Source organism: Blautia ammoniilytica, from assembly GCF_025566965.1.
Taxonomy (GTDB): Bacteria; Bacillota; Clostridia; order Lachnospirales; family Lachnospiraceae; genus Blautia_A; species Blautia_A ammoniilytica.
Genome location: NZ_JAOQJL010000011.1, coordinates 71,288 through 96,930, shown reverse-complemented (window position 1 = coordinate 96,930; position 25,643 = coordinate 71,288). Strand labels below are relative to the sequence as shown.

Genomic DNA, 25,643 nt, shown 5'->3' with positions numbered 1-25,643 from the left:
TTTGGGGCAAACGAAAACCAGATGCCAAGGTAAAACTCAGCGTGGATATGGATGATTACTATCGTATTATAAATGGTAAAAATGCAGAATAATGATTTTGTCATAGTGGCTGTGTTGAATTTCTATTCTTTAAATTGTTCACGTTGATAATGTATCTGATTTTGGAGGAAAATTAATTTATGGACAAAGAAAAAGCAGATATGATTATTTATACGACAGAGGATGGTCTGACGAAAGTTGAAACTACTTTTGATGGTGATACAGTCTGGTTGTCTATTGATCAGATGGCAGAATTGTTTCAGAGAGATCGTAGTGTGATTGGAAAACATGTCAGAAATATTTTTAAAGAGGGAGAGTTAGAAAAAGAGTCAGTGTGGGCAAAATTTGCCTACACTGCTACTGATGGAAAAGTTTACAATGTAGACTATTACAATCTTGATGTTATTATTTCTGTTGGCTATCGTGTAAAATCAAAACGAGGAACACAGTTCAGAATCTGGGCAGCTGGGATTTTAAAAGAATACATGAGAAAAGGTTTTGCACTTGATGATGATCGTTTGAAAAATCTAGGTGGCGGTGGATATTTCAAGGAATTGCTAGAGAGAATCCGTGATATTCGTGCATCCGAGAAAGTATTTTATCGCCAGGTTCTGGAAATTTATGCAACGAGCATAGATTATGATCCGAAAGCGGAAATATCCATTGCATTTTTCAAAAAAGTGAAAAATAAAATTCACTACGCAATTCATGGACAAACTGCAGCAGAAGTAATCTATAACAGAGCAGATGCAGAAAAAGAATTTATGGGACTTACTACTTTTAAAGGAAATCAACCAACATTAAAAGAAGCTGTAGTTGCAAAGAATTATTTATTTGAAAAAGAATTACGTGCAATGGGACAGCTGGTATCGGGATATCTTGATTTTGCAGAACGTCAGGCAGAACGGGAACAGGCTATGACAATGAGGGACTGGGCAGAGCATCTGGATCGGATTCTGACAATGAGCGGGGAACAGCTTTTACAGGGAAACGGAAGTATATCGCACAAACAGGCTGTTGATAAAGCAACGGACGAGTATAAAAAATATAAAGCACGAACACTCAGCACGGTGGAAGAAGATTACCTGAATTCAATAAAATGTTGGAGAAAAAAACAGATAAAAAACAATGAGAACATCATCAGAATTAGTGGTCTGGAATTTCCGGTGTATAATGACCGGATACCAGGTCGAGACGGTGGCAGGCGGTAGCGGTGTAAAATCGCCTCTGCGGTCTTTTCATATAACAAAGTCAATCGCACCGCAGAAAATTTACAATTGACTTCATTGCCCCACACATCCCAAACAATATAAGCAAAAAAACCGATAAACTTGTGAGTAATCACAAGAATCGGCTTTTTTTATGAAACTCTTGATATATATCAAGATAAGCAGGTTTGCACTCTTGACAAATTTTGAGAAGAAATTTATATTACACGAGATTTAGTACATGATGTACTTGTATCATGCCGTTTTATACGGTATTGGCTGGTTTTGTACAGTATCATGCAGCGTAGTTCTCTGCATATCAGGTTTTGGAGAAAAGAATATGATTATTGACTTTCATTCACACATACTTCCGGGGATCGATGATGGATCCAGGAATCTGGACACATCCATGGCAATGCTGGAGCAGATCAGGGCACAACAGACAGACATTCTGGTAGCAACGCCGCACTTTTATGCCATGCAGGACAGGATTGACACTTTTCTTCAACATAGACAGCAGGCTTATGATGCTCTTTGCAAAGCCACAGCAGAGCGTGGATGGACAGACTATCCACAGATTCTGACTGGCAGTGAAGTAGCATTCTTTAATGGTATCAGCAGATCAGAAGAGATCCGCAGACTCACTATAGAAGATACAGACCTTTTGTTGCTGGAGATGCCCTTTGCCCCATGGAATGAACACATTATTGAAGAAGTTTCCGGCCTAATCCAGAATCGTCATTTACGGATCATGATCGCACATCTTGATCGTTTCATCCGGATGCCAGGCAACAAGAAGTACATCTGCCAGTTACTGGAACTTCCGATTTACGTACAGCTTAATGCAGAATGCCTGACAAACTGGAGATATCGACATTTCTTCCTGAAAATGCTGGAAGAGGGCACTGCCCATGTTCTTGGCAGCGACTGCCATGGAGCCCATCACCGGGTACCGAATTTAAAGGCTGGCAGAGATATGATCCAAAAGAAAAAGGGCATACAGCTTCTGGAGAAGATTGACCGGCAGGGATATGAATTATTGTTTGACAATGGACAGACGGTGCCCACGAAAGCAGCAGGATATTCAGAAAAAAAACGGAGGAGTAATAATGTCTAAAAAAGTATGTATCACATTCAGTGTGATATTATTTATCATTTTGGCAGCACTTATGTATTGTGAAGCCACCCATCCGGCAGGCGGTCCCGCTATGCTGAAAGAGATGATGAAGTGATCTGCCTGAAGAAGTTTAGAAAAGGAACAGTATGACCAGATACAGAAAAAAATCAGAAATCAAGCGTATATATGCGAAGATTGGGATATTTATTGCTATACTTGCAGCAGGATTCGCTATCATATCCTGCATCCTTGGCATGGCAGACAGGCAGTCTCTGAAGAATACCGTTCAGAAGAATGAGGATAATAAGATCCTCTATCAGGGTACTGCGTATGTGCCAAGAGGAAATCTGGAGACATATCTTTTTGCCGGTATCGATGATCCGGGAAAAGTGGAACAGATCAGTGAATATGATGGCAGCGGTCAGTGTGATGTACTGATCCTGTTGGTACGGGATCGAAGTACCGATCAGTGCCAGATGGTAACGATAGATCGAAATACGATCACACCAGTTCAGAGTCTGGAGGATGATGGGAGCTACATCAGTACAGATGATATGCAGATTTCACTGGCACACGCCATGAGCCTGGATCATATTACCAGGGCAGAGAATACAGTTCAGGCAGTGTCCACTCTTCTGAATGGAGCCAGGATCGACTATTATGCCATGGTAAATATGGGAGCGATCCAGACAGTGAACGATCTGGTAGGCGGTGTTACTGTTACTATCCAGGATGATTTCACCGGTGTGGATGACAGCCTGAAAAAAGGAGAAACCGTTACTTTGACTGGATCTCAGGCAGAGCATTTTATTCGTGGCAGGATGACGATGAAGGATGATGATACCAATCAGAACCGTATGGCGCGTCAGACACAGTATGAGGATGGCTTTAAGACAGCATTCCGGCAGAAGTGCAAGGAAGACAATACCTTCCCGCTTCAGATGTATCATGTGCTGGAAGATTATATGACTACGAATATCAACGCCAAAAAGTTCAGTCGCCTGTCTCTTCTTTTGACAGATGGCAGGGAGGTTGGAAGGCTGTCCATTGATGGGAAATATGGCGTGGATGACAGCGACTGGCAGACCTTTGTACCGGATGAAAACAGTCTGGAACAGGTGATACTGACCTTATTCTATGAGAAGCAGAAATAGATTCTTGTAAGAAACAGGACAAAAGATGCTTTCCCATATGTTTTGAATAACTATCAATAAGAAAACAGTACAAGGAGAAAGGAAAATGAATCAGAATCAAACAAACGAGGAGATGGAGATCGATCTTCTGGATCTGGCAAACAAGCTGCTGGATAAGTGGTATTACCTGCTTCTCTGCCTGCTGGCAGGTGCGGTGCTGCTGAATGCATATGCTTTTTTCTTCATTGAACCTACCTACGATTCCACATCAAAATTATACGTAGTATCTGCATCCGATGACTCAGTGGTTAATCTAAGTGACCTGAATCTGGGTACATCCCTTACCGCAGATTATGAAGAACTGATGCTTAGCTATCCGGTATTGAATCTGGTTATTGATAAGCTGCACCTGGATATGACACCGGATAATCTGAAAGGACTGTATTCCCTAAGCAATCCGGCTGATACACGTATTCTTCAGATCACAGCAACCACTACAGACCCGCAGCTTTCTATGAATCTGGCAGAAGCAATGGCAGAAGTGGCAGTATCCTATCTTCCGGAGACTATGAGCACACTGGCACCGAATATAGCCCAGCATGCCAAGATGGCAGATTATAAGGCAGGTCCAAGCTACAAAAAGTATACAATGATCGGTGCACTTCTGGGGCTTTTTATTATGGCAGGGATTCTGGCGGCACAGTATCTTATGGATGATACCATACATACTGCAGAAGATATGGAGAAATATTTTGGCCTGGTACCGCTTACCACGATTCCGGATAGCGAGCAGGTGGTTGATTTTGAAGAAGAGGTACATTCCGGAAAGAGAGGACATAGAAGATGAAGCAGCTGACGATCACCCTTCCTGAATTGCCATATGCAGTAGAAGAGGCAATGAACCGTTTGCGTATCAATATTAAATTCTGTGGCAAGAATACACGAAAGATCCTGTTGACAAGCTGTCTGCCAAATGAGGGCAAAAGCACGGTATCTTCCTACCTGTGGAAGATGCTGGCTGAGGCCGGGTTTCCTACTGTGCTGGTAGACGCTGACCTGCGAAAATCCGTGATGAGGAAGCGCCTCCAGATCGAATACAAGGAGGATGTGCGAGGCCTGAATCATTACTTATCCGGCATGGCAGAATACGATGAAGTAGTCTATCAGACCAACGTAGCCAATGGATATCTGGTGCCGTGCACACAGCTTCTGGAAAGCCCGTCTGCCTTACTGGAGGACAGTCGTTTCCGGGATCTTCTGAATACCCTGGCAGAGAATTACCGTTTTGTCATAATTGATACACCACCTCTTGGCAGTGTATCTGACAGTGCACTGATCGCTTCCATGTGTGATGGAGCAGTACTTGTCATACGTGCCGGAGTTACCCCAAAGGGTATGATCAAGCAATCCTTATTTGAATTGGAGCAAGTCAACTGTAAACTGCTTGGAACCGTACTGAATCGTGCAGAAGTACATAGCCGTGCCTATGGCAAATATTACAGCAAGTATTATGGGAAATATGGAAAGAAATATGGATATGGTTATGGCTATGGAAAAGAAGAAAAACCGGATGCAGGCAAATAAGCTTTGCGACGCAGGAAGATAAGCGTGCATCCGATGATATATCATATGGATCCGGAAGCACAAAGCTATACCGGAATGGCGCACAGACGTCACTGAATCTTGGATAAATGGAAGGTGCGTGGAAGCTTCTGTTTATTGATACATGCAACAAAAGGAGTGAGAAACATGAAACTTTCTAAAAGAATCGCCCTTATTTTTGCTTCTTTATTGATGGTTCTTTGTGTATCAGTATCGGTATCCGCAAAAGAATCACCGACAAAACAATCCTTTAAGGCTTCTCTGAAGCAGTCTGCAGTGGTATATGATGGCAAGACTCATAAACCATCTGTAGTTGTAAAAGACCTTAATGGCAAAACGCTTAATAAGAAGTACTACACTGTACAAGCAAAGAAAGTGAAAAATGCCGGTACCTATACCGTTACTATAAAAGGTAAAGGAAAATATGCCGGATACGTTCAAAAGCTTACTTACAAGATCAAACTGAAGAAACAGAAAGTATCTGTATCCAAGTCGAATATTACAGTAAGGTACAACAGAAATAAAGCTACAAGCCAGGTGGTTAAAGTAACTAAGAAGACCGGAAGGGTTACGTACAAAACCAACAGCTCCAGGATCAAAGTCAACAAATATGGCAAGATCACTGTGGCTAAGGGCACCAGAAAAGGTGTTTATCGTATAACAGTTACTGTTAGAGCAAAGAATTACAGGACAGTAAAGAAATCTATTAGAGTTACTGTAAAATAAGCCGGCTATTTGGCAAAAAAGCTTTAGCAAGTTCCCCAACCACGCAGGGGAACGCTGGCTTATTATAGCAGTACCCTCAGAATTACAGAGGTAATCTCAGACCATTATGTTACCACCAATATACGTTTTGAAAAATAGAAGGAAAAAGAAAAATACATGTATAGAAAAGATTCTGAAGGATGGATAAAGCATCTGGACTTTATTATTTTAGATTTGATCTGTTTGCAGATAGCATTTATATTGGCGTATGCGTTTAGTGGATATGGGATCAATCCATATACAAATTTTAATTACAGAAATATGGCAGTATTTATCGAAATGGCAGATCTGCTGGTAATGTTTGAAGCAAATACAATGAAAAATGTTCTGAAACAAGATTTTTACAGGGGATTTGTTTTAACGGCGCGCCAAGGGGTGACGATCGGGGCACTTTCTTTAGTATATCTGTTCATGTTACAGCGGAGCCATTTTTATTCCAGACTTGCGTTAGTGCTGACTATCATAATATACATATTGCTTACGTACCTGATAAGAGTGCTCTGGAAACGCCATCTACGTAAAAAAATGAAAGAGGATGGGGATTGCTCTTTATTGCTGGTGGTTTCTGAAGATGTGGCTAATACAGTAGTAGAGAACATGATAACACATAATTATGGCAGATATAAGATCGCCGGTATCGCTGTCATTGATAAGGAGATGACAGGTCAACATATAGGCGGTGTGGAAGTGGTTACGGACATGGCGAATGCTGCCGAATTTGTATGTAAGCAATGGATCGATGAAGTACTGATTGCAACCTCCGGCACGGTGCCTTATCCCAAAGAGCTGATCCGGCAATTCACAGAAACAGGTGTGACTGTACATCTGAACCTGGTAAAGGTACAGAGCGTACCAGGCAAGAAACAGTTCGTGGAAAGGATCGGAGATTATACAGTCTTAACCACAAGTATTAATTATGCATCTACCCAGGAGCTTATGCTGAAACGTCTGCTGGATATTGTAGGTGGCTTGGTTGGATGTCTGGTTACAGGGATCTTATTTATATTCCTTGCACCTGCCATCTATATAGCATCCCCCGGCCCCATTTTCTTTGCCCAGGAGCGTGTAGGAAAGAATGGAAAACGTTTCAAGATGTACAAATTCCGCAGTATGTACATGGATGCGGAAGAACACAAAGCGGAACTGATGAAAGATAATAAACTGGGTGATGGAAAGATGTTTAAACTGGATTTCGATCCACGGGTCATTGGAAATAAGATCCTGCCCGATGGAACTCATAAGACAGGCATCGGAGAATTTATCCGGAAAACAAGCATTGATGAGTTTCCGCAGTTTTTCAATGTATTAAAAGGAGATATGTCTATTGTGGGGACACGTCCGCCACTTATTTCCGAGACAAACCTATATGAGCTTCACCATCGTGCAAGACTGGCCATTAAGCCAGGGATAACCGGCATGTGGCAGGTGAAAGGACGCAGCACGATTACCGATTTTGAAGAGGTTGTAAGGCTTGATAAAGAATATATTGAGAATTGGAACTTTGGAATGGATATCAAGATCTTACTTGAAACATTGTTAGTGGTTTTTAATAAAAAGGGAGCTGTCTAAGCTTCAGCCATTTTAAATGGACTGTATTATGGAGAAAAGCGATGGAAAAGAACTTAAGATTGGCTGTATTTGGCCACAAACGGTGGTCCAGAGAGGGCGGTATCGAGATCGTGGTAAAAGAGCTATGTACCCGGATGGCTCGCATGGGATGTCAGGTAACATGCTACAACAGATCAGGGCATCATGTCAGTGGGGCAGAATATGACAATACGGATCAAAGGGAATATCAGGGGATCTGCCAGAAATATGTTCCTACGATCGAACAGAAAGGGCTTGCAGCCGTAAGTTCTTCCTTCTTCGCAGCTCTCTTTTGTGCACTGGGAAAATATGATGTGGTTCATATCCATGCTGAGGGGCCGGCCTTTTTCGCATGGCTGCCCAAGTTGTTTGGCAAAAGAGTCATAGTTACCATTCACGGGATCGACTGGCAGCGTGAGAAATGGAAGTCTGGTTTTGGATCCAGATTCATCCGACAGGGTGAAAGAAATGCGGTAAAATATGCAGATGAAATAATTGTCCTGAGCAGAAGTGTTCAGGATTATTTCAGTGATACATATGGCAGAACCACTCGATTCATACCTAACGGTGTGAATCCTCCGGAACTGAAAGCAGCGGAGCATATTACAGCCAAATATGGACTGACAAAGGATTCTTACATCTTATTCCTGGGTCGCCTGGTACCGGAAAAAGGAATCCGATATCTGATCGAAGCATTCAAGCATGTTCACACAGATAAAAAACTGGTGATTGCCGGTGGCTCCAGTGATACGGATTCTTTCATGAAGGAGATGGAAGATCTGGCCAAAGAAGATGGAAGAATCCTTTTTACCGGATTTGTGCAGGGCCAGATACTGGAAGAATTATATAGTAATGCCTACATTTACACATTGCCTTCAGATCTGGAAGGCATGCCCCTGAGCCTGCTGGAAGCAATGAGCTATGGGAATTGCTGTTTGGTTTCCGATATTCCGGAATGTGCAGAAGTAGTGGAAGATAAGGCACTGATCTTCAGGAAATCCGATGTGAATGCTCTCAGGGAAAAGCTGCAAGATGCCTGCGATCATCCTGAAAAGATCAAGAAGTATAAAGAACAGGCAGCAGACTTTATCTGTGGGAAATACAACTGGGATGATGTTGCAGAAGAAACGATAAAGCTATACAGGAGAACATGATGAGAAGTTTGATGATAAATAAATTTTTATATCCCAATGGCGGCAGCGAGACGTACATATTCAAATTGGGTGAGGCACTGGAACAGCACGGACATCAGGTTCAGTATTTCGGTATGGAGCATGAAGGCCGCTGCGTGGGCAACCGGGTCAATGCTTATACATCTGATATGGACTTCCACGGCGGGTCGAAGCTGAGCAAGCTGACCTACCCCATCAAAACTATCTACAGCAAGGAAGCGCGGGTGCAGCTGCGGAAAGTGCTGGACGACTTTAAGCCGGATGTCTGTCACCTGAACAATTTTAACTACCAGCTGACACCTTCCATCATTCTGGAAATCGTGAAGTGGCGCAAGGAGACCGGAAGAGATTGTAAGATCATCTTCACGGCACATGACTACCAGCTGGTCTGCCCAAACCACATGCTGAACAATCCCAACACGCACCAGAACTGTGAGAAGTGCCTGGGTGGTCATTTCGTGAACTGCATGAAAGGCAAGTGCATCCACGGCTCCACGGCAAAATCTGCCATCGGCATGATGGAAGCCGAATTCTGGAAGTGGAAGGGTACCTACAAGTACATTGACACCATGATCTGCTGCTCTGAGTTCATGAAGAGCAAGATGGACAGCAATCCTCTGTTTGCGACGAAAACCGTGGCAATGCACAACTTCATCGACAAGGTGGAGTGGAAGGAAACGGAAAAGAAGGACTACGTCCTTTACTTCGGCCGCTTCTCGGAGGAGAAGGGTATCGGCACGCTCATCAAGGTCTGTAAAGAACTGCCGGATGTACAGTTCATTTTCGCCGGTACTGGCCCGCTGGAAGAGACAGTAAATGGTATTAAGAACATCAAGAACGTTGGCTTCCAGAAAGGCGAGGCACTGGAGAAGCTGATCCGTGAGGCACGGTTCTCCATTTATCCGTCCGAGTGGTACGAGAACTGCCCGTTCTCCGTGATGGAATCCCAGATGTACGGCACGCCGGTGCTGGGAGCAGACATTGGTGGTATCCCGGAGCTGATTCAGGTTGGCAAGACCGGCGAGCTGTTTGAAAGCGGTAACGGGAAAGATTTGAAGAGAAAGATAGAGAAGCTCTGGGGTGATAAGAAGCTGTGCGAAGCATATAGCAAGAACTGCAAGGACATCAGCTTCGATACCAGTGATGAGTATTACGAGAAAATTATGAAGGTTTATGGCGGAGAGATTAAATAAGGATGAATGAAAGAAAAATAGCAAGTAATCATTATCCAGGGTTGGATGTGGTTCGTGTTATAGCAATTGCGGGCATTGTTCTAATGCATGTGCTTGCAAATGGGAATTACGGTCTAAGCGGATTTTTATTCGAAAAAGTTATCGGAACGGCAGGCAATTTTACCATTCTGTTTATGACGGTGAGTGCCTTTGGAATGTGTTGCGGATATTATGAGAAATTCAAAGCAGGAACAATTAATATAGAAACATTCTACAAACGCCGATATGAAAAACTATGGCCATTCTTTGCATTGCTTTGCATTTTGGATGTGGTGATCTCTCCAAGTGCGAATAGTATATACGAAATTTTTGCAAATCTTACAATGTTACAGGGGTTACTGCCAAACCCACAGATTTCTGTTGTAGGTGTGAGTTGGACTTTGGCAGTGATATTTGTTTTTTACTTGTTATTTCCGTTTTTCTGCTTTTTGCTGTTTTCAAAGAAAAGAGCATGGTTGGGTTTTATTATTGCTGGAATTTATAACATTTTCTGTCAGTTGTACTTTTTTGATGCACAACATGTACTGGGAAATTTTATGGAGAGAGAAAACATCCTGTACAGTGCGATATTTTTCATGGCGGGGGGTCTGATTTATCTTTATCGAGATGAACTGGAGCGACTGAAGAATATTAGAATTGTTGCGGTTATATTTCTCACAATAGCTGCTAGCACATATTATTTTCTAAGTCAAAATGACTTGGTTATGGCCGTTTTTTCTGTGGCAATTATTATCTTTGCGATAACTACCGACGGAAAGCTAGGAGAAAACAAGCTGATAAAAAAACTTAGTTCTATTAGCTTCGAGGTTTACTTGAGCCATATGATGATTTATCGAGTTTTAGAGAAAGTAAAGATAACTCAGATATTTGGTGTAAATGCTTTTTCGTATGGAATGACAGCAATTTTGACCCTTGCAGGGGCTATTGTTTTTTCCAGCATCGTAAAAGTGGTACTAGAGAAATTTATTATATGTATGAAAGAGAGAGTTAATCATGTCTGAAGAAAAGAAGTTAAATGGTACGGTCATCGTTACTTATCGTTGCAACGCTCGTTGTTCTATGTGCAACCGTTATAAAGCACCTTCCAAGCCGGAAGAAGAAATCAGCATCGAAACCATCAAGAAGCTGCCAAAGATGTACTTTACCAATATCACCGGCGGAGAGCCGTTCATCCGTACTGACTTGAAGGAAATCGTGCGTGAACTGTACAAGAAATCTGACCGTATCGTTATTTCGACCAACGGTTTCTTTACCGACCGTATCGTTGACCTGTGCAAGGAGTTCCCGCAGATCGGTATTCGTATCTCTATCGAGGGTCTGGAGCAGACCAACAACGAGATTCGTGGCCTGCAGAACGGTTACCAACGTGGTTACAGCACACTGAAGAAGCTGCGTGAGATGGGCATGAAGGATGTTGGCTTCGGTATGACTGTTCAGGACAAGAATGCTCCTGACCTTGTTCCTCTGTACAAAATCTCTGATGAAATGGGCATGGAGTTCGCAACTGCATCTCTGCATAACAGCTTCTATTTCGTTGAGGCAAAGAACATCATCCATGACCGTCCGATGGTTGCAAAGAACTTTGAGAATCTGGTCAACGAACTGCTCCGTAGCAACAGCCCGAAGAAGTGGTTCCGCGCTTACTTTAACCATGGTCTGATCAACTACATCTATGGCCAGAAGCGTCTGCTGCCTTGCGACATGAGCTTCGATACCTTCTTTATCGACCCGTATGGCGATGTCATGCCTTGCAATGGTACCAAGGATAAAGAGGTCATGGGCAACCTGAACAATCAGACTTGGGATGAGCTGTGGAACAGTCCGGAGGCTGAGAAGGTTCGTGCAAAGGTTCGTTGCTGTGACCGTGACTGCTGGATGATCGGCAGCGTAAGTCCTGCGATGCACAAGTACATTTGGAAGCCTGCTACCTGGGTTCTGGTTCACAAGTTTAAGGCTCTCTTCACCAAGCATCCGTATAGCATGTACGAGCTGAAAATCTGCCGTGACTACCGTGATGGCAAAGTTACTAAAGAAGATCTGGATAAGTGCAGCACCTGCGATATGAACTGCGTGATCAACAACGGTCTGAGTGAAGCTTCTAAGGAGCAGCTGAAGCATAAGACCGGCGAGGAAATCGTGGACGCTGATATTGCACAGCAGATGGAGAATAAATAAGGAAAACAATAATTATGATGATAACAGTTTTAACCCCTACCTTTAATCGGGGGGCGATTACAAAGCCTCTGGGATTCACTGCAAAAGCAAACTGTAAAAGATTTTGAGTGGCTTGTAGTTGATGACGGAAGTACTGATGGTACGAAAGATCTAATTACTCAGTTCCAAGAAAAAAGTGATTTTCCAATACGATATATCTATAAGAGTAATGGTGGAAAACACACTGCTTTAAATGTAGGAATACAGACCATTTGCAGCGAACTTATCTTTATAGTTAATTCGGATGACTGTGTGACAGATGATGCGGTTGAGTCAATACTGAGGATTCACAAGAAATACAGGTCACAGAATAATATCTGTGGATACGCGTTTCTTAGAGCATTCCCCGATGGTAAAGTCAATGGCAAGAAGTTTGATGTGGATGAAAAAATAGGTTCCTATATTGACGTGCGTGTAAACGGTGATGACACTGGCGCAGATAAAGCAGAGGTGTTCAAAATACATTGTTTAAAGGAATTCCCTTTTCCCGAATATCCGAATGAGAAATTCCTTGGGTAAGATCTTGTTTGGGTTAGAATGGCTAGAAAATATGAGATGGTACATATTAATAAAGCCATTTACGTCGGAAATTATCTTGAAGATGGATTAACCAATAATCGGCGTAAGCATAATATTGCATCGCCGATAGGATGTATGCATCGAGCAGAGGAATTCATGGAGTCCGACTTAAAGACAAGATATAGAGTCAAGGGTGGACTACAGTATATTGTATATGGGAGATTTGCGGGAGTCAAAGTTGTCGATTTGATTCGCAAATCCAGACATAAAGTTCTTGCAACAGTGTGCACACCGGGTGGATTGTTCTTGCATTCACGATGGAGTAAAGCACAGTAATTCGATTGATTAAGTGCCTAAATGTCTTCTGTCAGTAGATGATGGGAGATATTTAATGAAAGTACTTGTTATTAATCCGATTATGTACACATCGGAAACAAAAAATATAAAAAGAGCTGCATCAATAAAAGACACAATGATGTATGATTTTTGCTTGGCTTTCCATGAAATGGGTCATTCTGTAACGCTGGTTGGCGGAGAGCCGTTCAAGCCGACAAAAAGTGAAACATATCCATTTGAGGTACTGTGGTGGGAGTGCAAGTGTCAAAAAGTCTGCATGCCGCACTGCTTGCCGTTTATGCCAGAGACGTATCGGTATGTAAAACAACATCGTACAGAGTACGATTTGATTATTACAAGCGAAGTATTCTCACTGAATTCGTTGATGGCATATCGAGCAGCACCAGACAAGACAATTATCTGGCATGAACTTGCAAAGCATAATGCCATTATGAAGAAAATTCCTTCAAAGATATGGTATGGAGTTATAGCAAGACTCTTCATGCGAAACGCAAAGGTTGTTGCACGCTCAGTAGAGGCAAGGAACTTTGTGAAGAAATACTGCATGAACACGGATGTGAATGTAATCGATCATGGTGTCAACCTCGATAAGTTTAAAGCATCTACTGAGAAAGATAATAGTTTCGTGGTGTGTTCGCAGCTGATTGAGCGAAAGAAAATCGATGGAATCCTTGAAAAGTTTGCCAAGTATCTGGATCTGTACAATTCTACATGCCGGTTATACATTATAGGCGAAGGGGAGTTGAAAGAAAAACTTCAGAGGATGGCACAGACTTGGGGAATTGCTCCGAATGTAATTTTCACAGGAAAGATGACACACGATGAACTACTCCCGATTTTGTCTAAGTCAAAGGCGTTGCTCGTTAATACGGTGAAAGACAACAATATGATTTCCATCGTAGAAGCGATTGCGGTTGGAACGCCTATTGTCACAACAGACGTTCCGCTAAATTCTACCTATATCAAAGATTATCACCTTGGCATTGCGAAGAAACAGTGGGATGAATCCGATTTGAATGACGTGGTTTCTAACAGTGAAATGTATATTGAAAACTGCATGAAATACAGATACAAACTTTCTACAAAACAAAGGGTAGAACAGTTCTTGGAAGTTAAAAAATGATGTGATTATGGAGGATAAAATGTATTCAATAGCGTATGTTGTACCCTATTTTGGAAAGTTTCCAAAGGGGTTTCAATTCTGGCTGTTAAGCTGTAAGTGTAACCCATCGATTGACTGGCTGATTTTTACAGATGATAAAACGCCTTATGATTACCCGGAAAATGTGAAGGTTACATATTGGACGTTCGATCAGATGAAGAAAAAGGCTCAGGCAATTTATGATTTCCCGATTTTCCTGGAGCGCCCGTATAAGCTCTGCGATTTCAAGCCGGCGTATGGTGAGATTTTTGCAGACGAGCTGAAAGACTACGATTTCTGGGGACATTGTGATATAGATCTGGTTTGGGGTAATATCCGTAAATTTTATACGGATGAAGTTCTTGGTAAATATGAAAAAGTTGGTTTTAATGGACACTCCAATCTCTATAAGAATACACCTGAGGTGTGTGCTCGCTATAGAACACATATTGAAGGAAAGATGTACTATCGGGATGTCTATTCAGTCGATAAGGGCTTTGCATTCGATGAGCCGGGTATGGATGACATCTACGAGGCACTTCAAATTCCAGTCTATAAAAAAATTGATTTCGCCAACCTGCTGAAATATGATTATGGCTTCTTTCTTGACTGGGGTAAGGAAGAGGATGCGTACAAAAATGAACATCAGGTCTTTACATGGCATAATGGAACTCTTCTTCGCCATTATTTGGATCATGGCAAAATAAAGGATGAAGAGTATATGTACCTGCACTACTGGTGCCGCCCGACAACTTTTGCCATTAAAGAGTACGATGAGCAAAAAGATTATCTAATTTATGCAGATACTACAACGGATAAGCCATTTGAACTGACTCCTGGCTTGATTCTGAAAAGAAGCCGCCGCAGTAAAGTGAAATACTATGCGAAGGTTCTGTGGTTTAATAGGAAGAAAATTACATGGGAAAGAATCGTATTCAATGTAAAAGGAATGTTGAACTATAAGAAGTAAGGAGGCAGCGATAGGTGGGACTTTATAAAGTATATGATAAATTTCGCCGTTATTGGCGGCAGATCCACATGTTGACGATCCGTGATGGATGGAAGAAGATGGCCTACATAAAAAAGCATGGAATGTTTGGTGCAGTGGGTGAAAATTGCTATTTCCAGTCGAATATACTGCCTGCAGAACCGTTTCTGGTCTATCTTCATGACAATGTGGCAATTTCGGCAGGCGTAAGAATCATAACCCATAGTGCATTGAATACTGTGTTTAATCATGAAGAAAAAACAGATCAGTATCTTTGCCGCTTCGGAAAAGTGGAAATTGGAAACAATGTGTATGTAGGTGCGGATGCAATTATCAATTATGGAGTTACAATTGGGGATAATTGTATCGTGGCTGCAGGAGCAATCGTTACGAAGGATGTTCCGTCGGGCAGTATTGTTGGAGGCGTACCGGCACGGGTAATTGGAACTTATGAAAGTGCAAAAGAAAAAGCAAGGACATTTTCAGCACCTTTCTTAGAAAAAGGACTGAGGGAACCCTGCACAGTCGAGGAAATGCTTCATGTCCAGTAATGAAACAACCTTAAAATGTAAACCCAAAAGGTATCTTTGGGTTGATAATTTAAAAATGTTTGCCTGTTTGCTTGTTGTTATAGGGCATCTCTATATGTCGATGATGGCAGGCGGCTGGATCAGTGAGAACAATATCTTATATTGCTGGCCGATCCAAACGGTATATACATTTCATGTGCCTCTTTTTTTTGTTTGTAGTGGTTTTCTATATCAGGCTACTGCTCCGAACGAATGGAATGTAAAAAAACACATAGGGAATATTAAGAAAAAAGCCCTCGCATTGGGTGTTCCATATGTAACGTTTTCAACTATTACACTTTTACTAAAAAATGTATTTGCCACGGATGTAAACAACGCCGCACCACCTTTTTTGAATACGCTTCTTATAGAACCAATCGCACCATACTGGTATTTATATACGCTGTTTTTACTGTTTTGCCTGATTCCTCCGGTGATAGGAAAAGGAAAAAGAAAACCGCTTGTCAGCATGGTTGTCATAGCGTGTTTCATGAAGATAATCTATGTGGGGTGGCTTGTAGATAAGGCTATCCCGGATTTGGTTGCAAAAGTGATGGCAAGTGCTGTTTGGTTTTGCATAGGGATGCTGATTACAGCGACTCCATTCAAAAAAAGTAAACTGGCTGATGGGATAGCGGCTGGAATGGTGATATTGGCATGCATCCTTTCTTACTTTGTCTATAGTACACCGACCGATAATGCAAAAGCTCAATTTATCTTTGCCAGTATTTTTGTGCTGGTGATTACATACTTTTTTCAAAGCAAAGAGCAGTATAAAACAGATGGATTGGTTAATCATAGCGTAAAGTATTTTATGCCCGTATATGTATTACATACAATTGTGGCGGCGGGCGTTCGAACCGTGTTGTTGAAAATCGGCATCTCTTCAGGCGTTTTCCACTTTATGATTGGCTTTAGTGTAAGTGTTTTTGTGCCGGTAGTAATTTATATGATTGCCGAAAAGCAGTGGTGGTTATTATTTTGGTTTGAACCGATAAAGGCAATGAAATTAAGAAACCAGAAAAAAACCAAGGGTGGAAGATAATGAAGATAAAACAATTGATAAAAAAGAGTATAAGTCAAAAAACACTGTTTACAGATGTTTTTGGCTATTCGCTGACAAAGACTGGATTTGCAGATAAATACCTGGCGGGACAGCTGACAATGTATAAATCCTATTCGTGGCTTAAAAAACATTTTGAAAATGATTTGAAACAAATCGAAGCTGAACTTCCCAAAGAACAGAATTGTGAGGCGGCAGAGAAACAAGTTTGGATCTGTTGGCTACAGGGAATGGAGAACGCACCTCAAATTGTTCAGGATTGCTATGCATCTGTCTGTTACTGGATGGAAGACTGGAAGATAACGGTTATTACTGCGGACAATATGAACGAATATGTGCAATTCCCTGATTACATTGTTAGAAAATGGAAAGAGGGGATAATTAGCAATACACATCTATCTGACCTTTTGAGACTTGAGTTGCTTATTCACTATGGTGGACTGTGGATTGATAGCACAACGTATATGACAGGCGCTATTCCGGCCTATATTAATGATTCCAATTTTTTTGTTTATAGAAATGGTTGGATGGACATGGAAATGATCAATATGGGTAGTTGGCTAATGTTCAGCAAGTACACGAATAATAAACTACTTCTTGATACACAAAGCTTACTCTATGCATATTGGAAAAAATACAATTATATTAAGAACTACTTTTTAATGCATATATTTTTTCGTATGGTAACAGATATGAATCCCGAATTATGGGAAGAGGTTCCGGCGATTAATCACATTGATTCTCATTTACTGATGCAGGAACTGCCAAAGCATTATGATGAAAATCGATGCCAACAAATTACACAGCTGACACCGATTCATAAGCTGACATACAAGGTGGAAATATCAAAGGGGGCAACTGCAGAGAAACTGGGAGTGTTGTTTAAAAATAGGAGAGAACAGAATGATTCAATATAGGATTTATGACAAGAAATTTAAAGGTGATGTGACGGTATGAGTTGGAATGTGAAAATTGGACAAAGAGTATATCGTTCACATACTGTGATTTGCATCTTGATTCTCGCATTCCAGATCTATTTTGAAATGCGAGGCGGCAGAACCTATTTCGATGAAGGACTAGCACTTGTTTGCATGTTCTATGTTATAATGCTTCTTTTAAAGAGAAGATTGGACTCATTAGACCAAATATCGGTGCTCCTTCTGATTGTGGTAATTGCAATTGGCTTACTTTCGAACGCAATGAGTGGATTGGCATATTCATGGTTCTCGGTTTTTGTGGATGTCATTTCAGAAACAAAATTTTTGTGGACGATTTTTGCATTTAAATACTATATTACATCAGGTGTGTACAGCGATATGTCCAGAGCGCTGCGTCCGCTCGCAAAATGGTTCTGCTATCTTGCAGGCTTATTTGCGATTATATCCCAGTTTGTGAATCTTGGAATGACTGCAAACGAAAGATACGGAATCAAATCCTATAATTTTGTTTTTCCGATGAGCTTTCAATTTCTTGCAGTTGCGTTGGTTGCAATTGCTGTGCTGTCAATTTCAAAGGATAAATATAACAATCGTTTGCCGTATGCAGCCGTGTGCGTTGGACTGATCCTAGCGACAAAAAGTTCTCCGTTGTTGTTTTCTGTAATGTTTATATTCCTTTTGATTTATTTTCAAAAGAGAGCACAGCTTAAAACAAGAACAGTAGTGTTTATGGCTGTGATTGTTTTGCTTTTGGGAACCTTCCAGATTCAAACTTATCTGATGAATGTAAATGCACCTAGATATTTGTTCTTCTATTACGGAGGAAAAACAGCAAATACATATTTCCCATTGGGTTCCGGGTTTGCCACATTCGGTTCGGATCAGGCAGCTAGAAATTATTCGAGATTATATTATCAATATGGCTTTAATAGTTTATTCGGAATGAATCCCAAAGATGGCTCATTCTTGAGCGATACATTTTGGCCGATGGCAATAGGACAGTTCGGGTGGATTGGTTCGATTTTGTATATATTGATCTATGTGCGAATCTTCTTCTCGTTCAGGTGGATGAAATTGAATTCGGAGCAGAAAGCACTTTTATATGCTGGTTACATGCAGTATATAATTCATGCCGTTGGCTCTGCAATTCTTTCTGCTCCTGCAGGTATGATTGGTGCAATAGCATTGGCAGCTGTCATGAAGCCTGCTAATGAAATAGAAACAATAGAATAGAGTAAAAATATCGTACAGGAAGATTATGGAAAAATATAAATACCTCTTAAAAAATGTTGGCATAATGACATTGGCCAGTTTTGGAACCAAAATATTATCATTTCTAATGGTTCCGCTATATACAAATATTTTATCAACAGAAGCATATGGAACATATGATATCTATCAAACTACGCTCTTTTTGATTGTTCCAGTTTTGTCATTGAATATTGCAGATGGAATTATGCGCTTCTCACTGGATGAAACCTATGATAAGCGTGAAGTCTTTATGGTTGGTGTCAGACGGTATATTGCCGCATGTGTTCTGTGCATCTTACTGGTGGGTGTTAATCAGTGTTTTTCCATAATAAAAACCTTGACATTGTACCCACAGTTCTTTGTTTTATATTTTGTTACAAGCCTGATGTCGGATGTTTTCAATAATTATGCGCGCGGAATCGAAAAGGTATCAGATGTTGCCATTGGAGGAATTATCGGTTCTGTTTCAATGCTTACATTAAATGTTCTTTTTTTGTTGGTATTTAAGTGGGGGCTTGTTGGATATTTTGTTGCCAATTGTTTGTCATTTGCAAGCACAGACTTGTATTTGCTAATTAAGCTGAAAATTTGGAAAGTCATTAGTTGGAAACCAGAAAATCGGCCTTTGAAAAAAGAAATGGTTGCCTACAGTGTACCAATGGGACTTGGCAATATCGGATGGTGGATTAATAATGTCTCTGATCGCTATATCGTAACATGGATTTGTGGCCTTGCTGCCAATGGTGTGTATTCAGTGGCATATAAAATCCCATCGCTTCTTTCGATGTTTCAGCAGATATTTAATCAGGCATGGACAATATCAGCTGTAAAGGAATACGACCAGGACAGCAGTGAGTTTTATAGCACAATCTATAAGGCGTACAACATGTGTATGGTGATTACATGTGCAGGCTTGATTCTATTTGATAAGGTTATCGCTAAGATCCTTTTCGGAACAGACTTTTATGAAGCATGGAAGTATGCTCCTTTCCTGATGATTTCAGTAGTATTTGGTGCACTGGTTCAACTTTTGGGAGGGATTTTCTCAGCGGCAAAAGAATCGAAGGCATTTGGAAACACGATTTTGATTGGTGCAGCAGCCAACACGGTTATGAATGTAGCTTTTGTATATGCTTGCGGACCTTTAGGGGCTGCCATTGCAACATCATTGTCGTATATGCTGATTTGGGTATTGAGACTCTATAAAGTAACCCGTCAGATGAAACTAGATATCAGCCTGATTAGAGATGCTTTGAGTTATGTGTTGCTGTATCTACAAGCTACACTCCTAGTGTTTTATAGCTATAACTGGAGTGGGTACCTGATTCAAATCGGCTTTGTAGTTGCTGTCTTTGTATTATATTTTAAAGAATTAACAGGAGTTGCGAGGAAAGTGCTGTCACGTGTGAAGAGCAGATAATAAAAATGGCGTTTGGTAGAGAGGAATGTATGAAGAAAGAACGAAATTCAAGCATTGAAATGCTTAGAATCCTGGCGATGCTAGGAATTGTAATCATGCATACGAATGGGGCGGTAATGGAGCATGGTTCAGGAACTGGATTTGCTTGGACACAGATTGAAAATGGCATCTTTAATGCCGGAGTTTCGATTTTTGTTTTAATATCAGGATACTTCGGAATAAGACGAAGCACTCAAAAGTTGATTGAGTTGGAATCAACAGTGATTCTTTATGCAGTTTTAAGTGCATTAGTGGGACTCTACGTTGGCAAAACGTCTATATTAAGCATAATCAAAGCTTTTATTCCTGTTTCAACGAATTGCTATTGGTTTATTTCTTGTTACATATTATTGATGATTTTCTCTCCATATATCAATAGAGCAATTGATTCGATGAGTGAATTGCAATATAGACAACTACTGCTGCTTATGTCAGCTGTGTTTCTTGTTGCACCTACTGTAATATATTACAGCGTTCTTTCGGGGGGCAAGAATGTTATAAATATGCTTCTTTTGTATTTTCTGGGTTCATATATAAGAAAATACAATTTGTGCGAACGGTTTGATAAGAAATTCCTTTTAAAGATTATGATAGCAACGACGGTATTAAATGTTTTTTTGAATTCTTTAATCAGCATTGCTACAGGAGGGAAACCACATATTCCTTTTGCAAGGGACTGTAGTATTTTTATTGTAATAGAAGCAGTAACTTTGATGATGTTTTTTATGAAGGTTGAACTTCATTCGGATTTCATTAATAGAGTTGCAAAGCATGTGTTTGCAGTGTATCTTTTTGAAGGTGCATTTCGGCAAATTATGCAAAAAGTTGTTTTTGACTATAGCATATATGAAAAAGAATGGTGTTGGCCCTTAGTAAATATTGTTGTTGCATTTATCGCAATGGTTGGTTGTATGTCAATCGACGTACTGGCACAATGGATATTGAGACCTTTTAGAAAAGCTGCATTGAAAATGCTAGGTGACATAATTAATATTAGTCAAAAGATCTTCATTTGTTACTAGCGTGTGACACTCGCAAAAAGCATTTCAAGTGACAACGAGTCAGATTGAATGCTTAGACTAAAGAGAATAAACGGATTTTTGAAATTTCAAAGGAGTGTAAACAAAATGAAAACAACATTACTTATCATGGCTGCTGGTATCGGTAGCCGCTTCGGAACAGGAATCAAACAGTTGGAGCCAGTGGATGATGCTGGTCATATCATCATGGACTACTCGATCCATGATGCGATTGAAGCAGGTTTCAACCATGTAGTGTTTATCATCCGCAAGGATATCGAGAAAGAGTTCAAAGAGGTGATCGGCGATCGCATTGCCTCCATTTGTTCATCTCACAATGTAACTGTAGACTACGCTTTCCAGGATATTAACGATATCCCGGGAACTCTGCCAGAAGGCCGTACGAAGCCGTGGGGAACTGGACAGGCTGTGCTTGCTGCAAAGAAGGTTCTTAATACACCATTTATTGTCATTAATGCAGATGATTACTATGGTAAGGAAGGCTTTAAAGCTGTCCATGAGTATCTGGTGAAGGGCGGTAAGTCCTGCATGGCAGGCTTTGTGCTGAAGAATACCCTGTCTGATAATGGCGGTGTGACTCGTGGTATCTGCAAGATGGATGAGGGTAATAACCTGACGGAAGTTGTGGAGACTAAAAACATTGTAAAGACAGCGGATGGGGCAGAAGCAGACGGAAAAGTGATTGATGTTGATTCTCTGGTTTCCATGAATATGTGGGGATTGACTCCTGATTTCCTGGATGTACTGGAGGAAGGTTTCAAAGAGTTCTTTGAGAACGAAGTACTGGGCAATCCGCTGAAAGCAGAGTATCTGATTCCTATTTTCATCGGTGAGTTGCTAAGTGAAGGCAAGATGTCAGTAAAAGTCCTGAAAACCAACGACACCTGGTACGGCATGACCTACCATGAGGACGTTGCAGCAGTAAAGGACAGCTTCAAGAAGATGCTGGAGAGAGGTGCGTATAAGGCTGACCTGTTCAGTGATCTGTAATGGATGCTAAAACTGAGTTAGCGAGAAAGATACATGAAGACATTCAGTCTGAAATAATGAAGTATTATAATCGGGTTGGAATTACATATCGAGCAGACGAAAATGCCCCAGAAAAAACCATAATTGATTTTTTTTCTTATCTTTATAAAAGGATACCTATGCTGAAAAGAAGAGTGGAATACTCTAACGAACTGCAAGCCAAAATTGACAGTGGAGAACTTTCGGAAAAAGAAGTAGAAGTCTTAAAGAAGTACAAGAATGCTTTTGAAGAAGGAATGGATATGAATGCTTTTTTATCCAACCAAACAAGTGCTCCTGGCAAAGTGGATTTTTTGCGATATACTTGGCATTTATATCATTTGCACTTAAATGAGAATCTTAATGTGAATAATAAAAACAATCGAAGCAATAAACAGCTGCTTTGTATCATAAATGATGATTGTACTTATTTTGTGGACATGATTTCGCATCCTGAAAAAGCAGAGAATTATTTTAAATTGCTCTATCTTAAGATCATTCAGAGAAATAACTGGATGGAGCATATTGGTTATCTGGAGATTCCTGGAATGGTGCCCGGATCACAGGCATTCAAAGTTACAAGTGAAGAGGATATTTTTGAATTATACAGCAAAGGACCTATAAATATCTTTTTGGAAATTGAGAACAAAGGATACATTTCATGGGATTCAATAACTTCAACCAGAAATCCGCAAAGATCAGCTGAGCAGATGAGGATAATAAATAGAAACATCAGAAAATTGAATAATCGGGCAGATGATTATAAAGGATTTACGTTTGAAACTGATAAAGCAGGATTACTGATGGGTATGGTAGAATTTGAGAATTCAAAACAAGAAGCATTGCGGATAGACATTTTGAAAGACATTGGGAGACATCCGGGTGAGTGACATACATTTACGTAATGTTTTATCAATTCGGGCTCATCAATGTGCCCAATGAAGTGAAGGAGAAGATGGGGCATCCGATAAACCGCAAAAAATAAGATGCGTCTGGTGGTAAGGATTATGTATAACAATATGCAGGAATATGCACCATAATTAAGACACAAAATCCTGACTGGAAAGGACGGTAGCATTATAAGTACGTTAAAAGATATACTGGAGAACTATATATCAGAAACTTAGAGAGGTGTTTGTTTTCATGGTATCTTCAAAGATGTTGCGGAGATAATCGGACCCCTCCATCCAGAGTCCGGTGGAATAGTCAGATAGCATTTTGTATGCGGGAGAGGTTACAAAGCGAAAAAATACGTCGTTGAAGGAAACACTGGTATCATCACAGTAGTCTGTGAGCATAGTGCGCATAACGAGAACAGCGCACATTTCGCGTTGTGAATCATCGATGGCAACCCCGTTCATAAAACCACCTCCTAGTGTACTTATTTTTTATGCAGTCTTTTTTGATGTGCAGTAGTCATAAAGATTCAGCAGATAATCAGAGCCTTCTTTCCAAATCTCTGTGTCAAAATCAAAGAGGGCTTCATATGCACGAGAACTTGTGAAACGAAGAAGAGCTTCCTCGTAAGAAATCTTTTCTCGTGCAGCAAGAGTTTCTACAGCTTCGCGCATTGCAATTACTGCGCAGCATTCCTTTTGAGAATCTGTAGATTTATAGTTTATAGCATTATCACAATTTGATGTTGCCATAGCGGTCACTCCTTATAAATTCAAGATGCTCGACGGCATCCTGAGTTCTGAAACAAAATTGATCCTTGAGACGGCTTGGTAAAAGCTTTTCAATCGTTTCTTTGTCTGCTTTTGGAGTCCCAGGCTCACCAGCACCTTCACCGCTGATATAAATCTGAAGGGTACGGGCTGTCTGATCGTCGGCGATCTTTCCACCGATGATATCAATTACGCTGTATTTTTTCAGAAGTTGTGGAAAGAGGTCTTTTTTTCGATTGGCCGCCACAAAATGCAGCCATTCGATACTGGGTTCTTGAAAAAAGTAAGCGAGAATGTTTGGGTCATAGTGAAATTTGTAGACGGATATTTGTCCGTCGGCTGGATCGAAGTCTTTTGGAACAGCACCGATGTGTTTTGCCTTGCGAACAGAAAGCTGGACATAGTTATATGCTTGTTCATAAGATGAGGTTAAGTAGAAACCACGACCAAAATCGAGACCACCCATACAGCGGCTTAAGTCGATGTTAGGAATACTGACATAACTTCCGTGGTAGAGCAGCATTCCATCTTCAAGTCCTATCATACAGTAACACCTCGATTCTTGAGCAGGGTTTCAACATCATGCAAAGCGCATTCGTAGCTATTCAAATGAAGAATGTCGTAGCAATCAGCAATAAATCCGAGAATGTCGTATTTCTTAAACAGTTCTGCGCAGTCGCTGGGAGACATTTTCCATTTGGATTGAGCCATCCGAAAGACCCAGCACTGCATATCGGCAACATCAATATTATATCCACTCATAGAGCATACCTCCTTTGAGTACAATTTCTCAATTTAAGTATAACTCTCTTTCTGCCACTTAGCAACGACAGAATTGTAAATTTCAAATTATTTTCTGCCTGTCTGTTTTATGCAGATGGGCTTCTTTTATACCCCAAATGAGGAGGTGGTCATCCGCATGGCATCCAGAATCCAGGGCATCACCGTTGAGATCGGCGGCGATACCATGAAGCTCTCCAAAGCACTGGAAGGCGTAAACAAAACAATCAAGGGAACGCAGTCCAGTCTTAAGGATGTCAACAAAACGATGCGGGGGTTCAGTTCTCTTGCAAAGGGTTCGGCTTCTCATCACCCATGTGGGAAGTGCCAGCGGTGTGTTCAGCAAGCTGGGTGTGGTTCTGGGTGGTCTGTCCGGACCGGTCGTAGCCGTGGTGTCGTTCTGGATACCTTACTGGGTCTGTTCATGTCTTTTCCAATGTGTTCTCCGGCAACTGGAGCGGCGCACGGGAAGCGGTAAAAGGAATCTTCTCCAGCATCTGGGAAGGTGTGAAGTCTGTATTCTCTACGACTCTTACCGCATTAAAGAGTGCACTGGATGCGTTCAAATATCTGTTTGAGACCATCTGGCAGGCGATCCAGATCCTGATCGGCGCAGCACTGACAGCTATTCAGACGAAGATCACTTCTATCTGGAATGCCATCGTCGCCTTTATCACGCCGATCTTGAATACACTGCAAACCACTTTCAGCACAGTATTGCTCTATCTTAAGATCATTCAGAGAAATAACTGGATGGAGCATATTGGTTATCTGGAGATTCCTGGAATGGTGCC

28 protein-coding genes are annotated in these 25,643 nt (G+C 41.1%); 24 read left to right on the top strand and 4 right to left on the bottom strand.

The genetic code is table 11. The annotated features are described in order from the left end of the window. The first annotated feature begins 179 nt into the window (after positions 1-179). The 23 genes from OCV61_RS07380 (at position 180) to OCV61_RS07270 (ending at position 23,292) form a co-directional block, all read left to right on the top strand. Positions 180-1,250, top strand: coding sequence for a virulence RhuM family protein (locus OCV61_RS07380; protein ID WP_158421266.1), 1,071 nt, complete (start codon positions 180-182; stop codon positions 1,248-1,250). 337 nt (positions 1,251-1,587) lie between these two features. Continuing rightward, positions 1,588-2,364, top strand: coding sequence for a CpsB/CapC family capsule biosynthesis tyrosine phosphatase (locus OCV61_RS07375; RefSeq protein ID WP_262582732.1), 777 nt, complete (start codon positions 1,588-1,590; stop codon positions 2,362-2,364). Continuing rightward, entirely contained in the window at positions 2,357-2,479 is a 123-nt protein-coding gene (locus OCV61_RS07370) for a hypothetical protein (protein ID WP_262582731.1), read from the top strand. The genes OCV61_RS07375 and OCV61_RS07370 overlap by 8 nt, the downstream gene beginning before the upstream one ends. Before the next feature lie 31 nt (positions 2,480-2,510). After that, a complete protein-coding gene (locus tag OCV61_RS07365; protein WP_158421265.1) occupies positions 2,511-3,518 on the top strand; it encodes an LCP family protein in 1,008 nt (335 codons plus the stop codon). An 85-nt stretch (positions 3,519-3,603) separates the two neighbouring features. Then, positions 3,604-4,344: a YveK family protein gene (locus OCV61_RS07360; protein ID WP_158421264.1), complete on the top strand. Its 741-nt coding sequence runs from the start codon at positions 3,604-3,606 to the stop codon at positions 4,342-4,344. Further along, positions 4,341-5,081, top strand: coding sequence for a CpsD/CapB family tyrosine-protein kinase (locus OCV61_RS07355; RefSeq protein ID WP_158421263.1), 741 nt, complete (start codon positions 4,341-4,343; stop codon positions 5,079-5,081). The genes OCV61_RS07360 and OCV61_RS07355 overlap by 4 nt, the downstream gene beginning before the upstream one ends. 165 nt (positions 5,082-5,246) lie before the next feature. After that, on the top strand, positions 5,247-5,825 hold the full coding sequence (locus tag OCV61_RS07350; protein WP_158421262.1) for a hypothetical protein: 579 nt from the start codon (positions 5,247-5,249) through the stop codon (positions 5,823-5,825). A 156-nt stretch (positions 5,826-5,981) separates the two neighbouring features. After that, positions 5,982-7,433, top strand: coding sequence for a sugar transferase (locus tag OCV61_RS07345; protein WP_158421261.1), 1,452 nt, complete (start codon positions 5,982-5,984; stop codon positions 7,431-7,433). A 41-nt stretch (positions 7,434-7,474) separates the two neighbouring features. After that, positions 7,475-8,605, top strand: a complete 1,131-nt coding sequence (locus OCV61_RS07340; RefSeq protein ID WP_158421260.1) for a glycosyltransferase family 4 protein — start codon at positions 7,475-7,477, stop codon at positions 8,603-8,605. Beyond that, complete coding sequence (locus OCV61_RS07335; protein ID WP_158421285.1) at positions 8,605-9,816, top strand: glycosyltransferase; 1,212 nt, start codon at positions 8,605-8,607, stop codon at positions 9,814-9,816. The genes OCV61_RS07340 and OCV61_RS07335 overlap by 1 nt, the downstream gene beginning before the upstream one ends. A 2-nt stretch (positions 9,817-9,818) precedes the next feature. Further along, the gene (locus tag OCV61_RS07330) at positions 9,819-10,856 is read left to right on the top strand and encodes an acyltransferase family protein (protein WP_158421259.1); all 1,038 of its coding nucleotides are present in this window, start codon (positions 9,819-9,821) and stop codon (positions 10,854-10,856) included. Continuing rightward, a complete protein-coding gene (locus tag OCV61_RS07325) occupies positions 10,849-12,030 on the top strand; it encodes a radical SAM protein (RefSeq protein WP_158421258.1) in 1,182 nt (393 codons plus the stop codon). Before OCV61_RS07330 ends, OCV61_RS07325 begins: the two co-directional genes overlap by 8 nt. A gap of 45 nt (positions 12,031-12,075) precedes the next feature. After that, positions 12,076-12,588, top strand: a complete 513-nt coding sequence (locus OCV61_RS07320; RefSeq protein ID WP_317258456.1) for a glycosyltransferase family A protein — start codon at positions 12,076-12,078, stop codon at positions 12,586-12,588. Between the two features lie 391 nt (positions 12,589-12,979). Then, entirely contained in the window at positions 12,980-14,068 is a 1,089-nt protein-coding gene (locus OCV61_RS07315) for a glycosyltransferase (protein WP_158421257.1), read from the top strand. A 19-nt stretch (positions 14,069-14,087) separates the two neighbouring features. Continuing rightward, positions 14,088-15,056: a DUF6625 family protein gene (locus OCV61_RS07310; protein ID WP_158421256.1), complete on the top strand. Its 969-nt coding sequence runs from the start codon at positions 14,088-14,090 to the stop codon at positions 15,054-15,056. A gap of 14 nt (positions 15,057-15,070) precedes the next feature. Continuing rightward, positions 15,071-15,625 carry an acyltransferase gene (locus tag OCV61_RS07305; protein WP_158421255.1) on the top strand — a complete coding sequence of 185 codons (555 nt, stop codon included), beginning with the start codon at positions 15,071-15,073 and terminating at the stop codon, positions 15,623-15,625. Further along, positions 15,615-16,688, top strand: coding sequence for an acyltransferase family protein (locus OCV61_RS07300; RefSeq protein WP_158421254.1), 1,074 nt, complete (start codon positions 15,615-15,617; stop codon positions 16,686-16,688). Before OCV61_RS07305 ends, OCV61_RS07300 begins: the two co-directional genes overlap by 11 nt. Then, positions 16,688-17,623, top strand: a complete 936-nt coding sequence (locus OCV61_RS07295) for a capsular polysaccharide synthesis protein (protein WP_158421253.1) — start codon at positions 16,688-16,690, stop codon at positions 17,621-17,623. Before OCV61_RS07300 ends, OCV61_RS07295 begins: the two co-directional genes overlap by 1 nt. Before the next feature lie 36 nt (positions 17,624-17,659). Next, positions 17,660-18,877 carry a hypothetical protein gene (locus tag OCV61_RS07290; RefSeq protein ID WP_158421252.1) on the top strand — a complete coding sequence of 406 codons (1,218 nt, stop codon included), beginning with the start codon at positions 17,660-17,662 and terminating at the stop codon, positions 18,875-18,877. Positions 18,878-18,902: 25 nt separating this feature from the next. Then, positions 18,903-20,315, top strand: coding sequence for an oligosaccharide flippase family protein (locus tag OCV61_RS07285; RefSeq protein WP_158421251.1), 1,413 nt, complete (start codon positions 18,903-18,905; stop codon positions 20,313-20,315). 29 nt (positions 20,316-20,344) lie between these two features. Then, positions 20,345-21,376: an acyltransferase gene (locus tag OCV61_RS07280; protein ID WP_262582730.1), complete on the top strand. Its 1,032-nt coding sequence runs from the start codon at positions 20,345-20,347 to the stop codon at positions 21,374-21,376. Positions 21,377-21,481: 105 nt separating this feature from the next. Beyond that, positions 21,482-22,384 (top strand): sugar phosphate nucleotidyltransferase, encoded by a 903-nt coding sequence (locus tag OCV61_RS07275; RefSeq protein WP_158421249.1) that lies wholly within the window; start codon positions 21,482-21,484, stop codon positions 22,382-22,384. Further along, positions 22,384-23,292 carry a hypothetical protein gene (locus OCV61_RS07270; RefSeq protein WP_262582729.1) on the top strand — a complete coding sequence of 303 codons (909 nt, stop codon included), beginning with the start codon at positions 22,384-22,386 and terminating at the stop codon, positions 23,290-23,292. Before OCV61_RS07275 ends, OCV61_RS07270 begins: the two co-directional genes overlap by 1 nt. Before the next feature lie 225 nt (positions 23,293-23,517). On the opposite strand, the gene OCV61_RS07265 is transcribed toward OCV61_RS07270, so the two are convergent. Genes OCV61_RS07265 through OCV61_RS07250 form a run of 4 tightly spaced genes read right to left on the bottom strand, consistent with a single transcriptional unit; the run spans position 23,518 to position 24,831 of the window. Then, positions 23,518-23,763, bottom strand: coding sequence for a hypothetical protein (locus OCV61_RS07265; protein WP_158421248.1), 246 nt, complete (start codon positions 23,761-23,763; stop codon positions 23,518-23,520). Positions 23,764-23,790: 27 nt separating this feature from the next. Next, entirely contained in the window at positions 23,791-24,051 is a 261-nt protein-coding gene (locus OCV61_RS07260; RefSeq protein ID WP_158421247.1) for a hypothetical protein, read from the bottom strand. Further along, positions 24,032-24,613: a DUF3990 domain-containing protein gene (locus tag OCV61_RS07255; RefSeq protein WP_158421246.1), complete on the bottom strand. Its 582-nt coding sequence runs from the start codon at positions 24,611-24,613 to the stop codon at positions 24,032-24,034. The genes OCV61_RS07260 and OCV61_RS07255 overlap by 20 nt, the downstream gene beginning before the upstream one ends. Then, the gene (locus OCV61_RS07250; protein WP_158421245.1) at positions 24,610-24,831 is read right to left on the bottom strand and encodes a DUF3791 domain-containing protein; all 222 of its coding nucleotides are present in this window, start codon (positions 24,829-24,831) and stop codon (positions 24,610-24,612) included. The genes OCV61_RS07255 and OCV61_RS07250 overlap by 4 nt, the downstream gene beginning before the upstream one ends. A 525-nt stretch (positions 24,832-25,356) precedes the next feature. On the opposite strand from OCV61_RS07250, the gene OCV61_RS07245 reads away from it, so the two are divergent. Then, positions 25,357-25,643, top strand: a 287-nt coding sequence (locus OCV61_RS07245) for a hypothetical protein (RefSeq protein WP_262582728.1), incomplete at its 3' end; no start/stop codon positions are given.

Bases quoted from the DNA above. Each gene is read 5' to 3' on its own strand.
- OCV61_RS07380 (WP_158421266.1), top strand. From the start codon at position 180: ATGGACAAAGAAAAAGCAGATATGATTATTTATACGACAGAGGATGGT.
- OCV61_RS07290 (WP_158421252.1), top strand. From the start codon at position 17,660: ATGAGTTGGAATGTGAAAATTGGACAAAGAGTATATCGTTCACATACT.
- OCV61_RS07275 (WP_158421249.1), top strand. From the start codon at position 21,482: ATGAAAACAACATTACTTATCATGGCTGCTGGTATCGGTAGCCGCTTC.
- OCV61_RS07340 (WP_158421260.1), top strand. From the start codon at position 7,475: ATGGAAAAGAACTTAAGATTGGCTGTATTTGGCCACAAACGGTGGTCC.
- OCV61_RS07375 (WP_262582732.1), top strand. From the start codon at position 1,588: ATGATTATTGACTTTCATTCACACATACTTCCGGGGATCGATGATGGA.
- OCV61_RS07370 (WP_262582731.1), top strand. From the start codon at position 2,357: ATGTCTAAAAAAGTATGTATCACATTCAGTGTGATATTATTTATCATT.
- OCV61_RS07315 (WP_158421257.1), top strand. From the start codon at position 12,980: ATGAAAGTACTTGTTATTAATCCGATTATGTACACATCGGAAACAAAA.
- OCV61_RS07335 (WP_158421285.1), top strand. From the start codon at position 8,605: ATGAGAAGTTTGATGATAAATAAATTTTTATATCCCAATGGCGGCAGC.
- OCV61_RS07345 (WP_158421261.1), top strand. From the start codon at position 5,982: ATGTATAGAAAAGATTCTGAAGGATGGATAAAGCATCTGGACTTTATT.
- OCV61_RS07260 (WP_158421247.1), bottom strand. From the start codon at position 24,051: ATGGCAACATCAAATTGTGATAATGCTATAAACTATAAATCTACAGAT.
- OCV61_RS07365 (WP_158421265.1), top strand. From the start codon at position 2,511: ATGACCAGATACAGAAAAAAATCAGAAATCAAGCGTATATATGCGAAG.
- OCV61_RS07350 (WP_158421262.1), top strand. From the start codon at position 5,247: ATGAAACTTTCTAAAAGAATCGCCCTTATTTTTGCTTCTTTATTGATG.
- OCV61_RS07265 (WP_158421248.1), bottom strand. From the start codon at position 23,763: ATGAACGGGGTTGCCATCGATGATTCACAACGCGAAATGTGCGCTGTT.
- OCV61_RS07285 (WP_158421251.1), top strand. From the start codon at position 18,903: ATGGAAAAATATAAATACCTCTTAAAAAATGTTGGCATAATGACATTG.
- OCV61_RS07255 (WP_158421246.1), bottom strand. From the start codon at position 24,613: ATGATAGGACTTGAAGATGGAATGCTGCTCTACCACGGAAGTTATGTC.
- OCV61_RS07300 (WP_158421254.1), top strand. From the start codon at position 15,615: ATGTCCAGTAATGAAACAACCTTAAAATGTAAACCCAAAAGGTATCTT.
- OCV61_RS07250 (WP_158421245.1), bottom strand. From the start codon at position 24,831: ATGAGTGGATATAATATTGATGTTGCCGATATGCAGTGCTGGGTCTTT.
- OCV61_RS07295 (WP_158421253.1), top strand. From the start codon at position 16,688: ATGAAGATAAAACAATTGATAAAAAAGAGTATAAGTCAAAAAACACTG.
- OCV61_RS07325 (WP_158421258.1), top strand. From the start codon at position 10,849: ATGTCTGAAGAAAAGAAGTTAAATGGTACGGTCATCGTTACTTATCGT.
- OCV61_RS07270 (WP_262582729.1), top strand. From the start codon at position 22,384: ATGGATGCTAAAACTGAGTTAGCGAGAAAGATACATGAAGACATTCAG.
- OCV61_RS07360 (WP_158421264.1), top strand. From the start codon at position 3,604: ATGAATCAGAATCAAACAAACGAGGAGATGGAGATCGATCTTCTGGAT.
- OCV61_RS07310 (WP_158421256.1), top strand. From the start codon at position 14,088: ATGTATTCAATAGCGTATGTTGTACCCTATTTTGGAAAGTTTCCAAAG.
- OCV61_RS07355 (WP_158421263.1), top strand. From the start codon at position 4,341: ATGAAGCAGCTGACGATCACCCTTCCTGAATTGCCATATGCAGTAGAA.
- OCV61_RS07280 (WP_262582730.1), top strand. From the start codon at position 20,345: ATGAAGAAAGAACGAAATTCAAGCATTGAAATGCTTAGAATCCTGGCG.
- OCV61_RS07330 (WP_158421259.1), top strand. From the start codon at position 9,819: ATGAATGAAAGAAAAATAGCAAGTAATCATTATCCAGGGTTGGATGTG.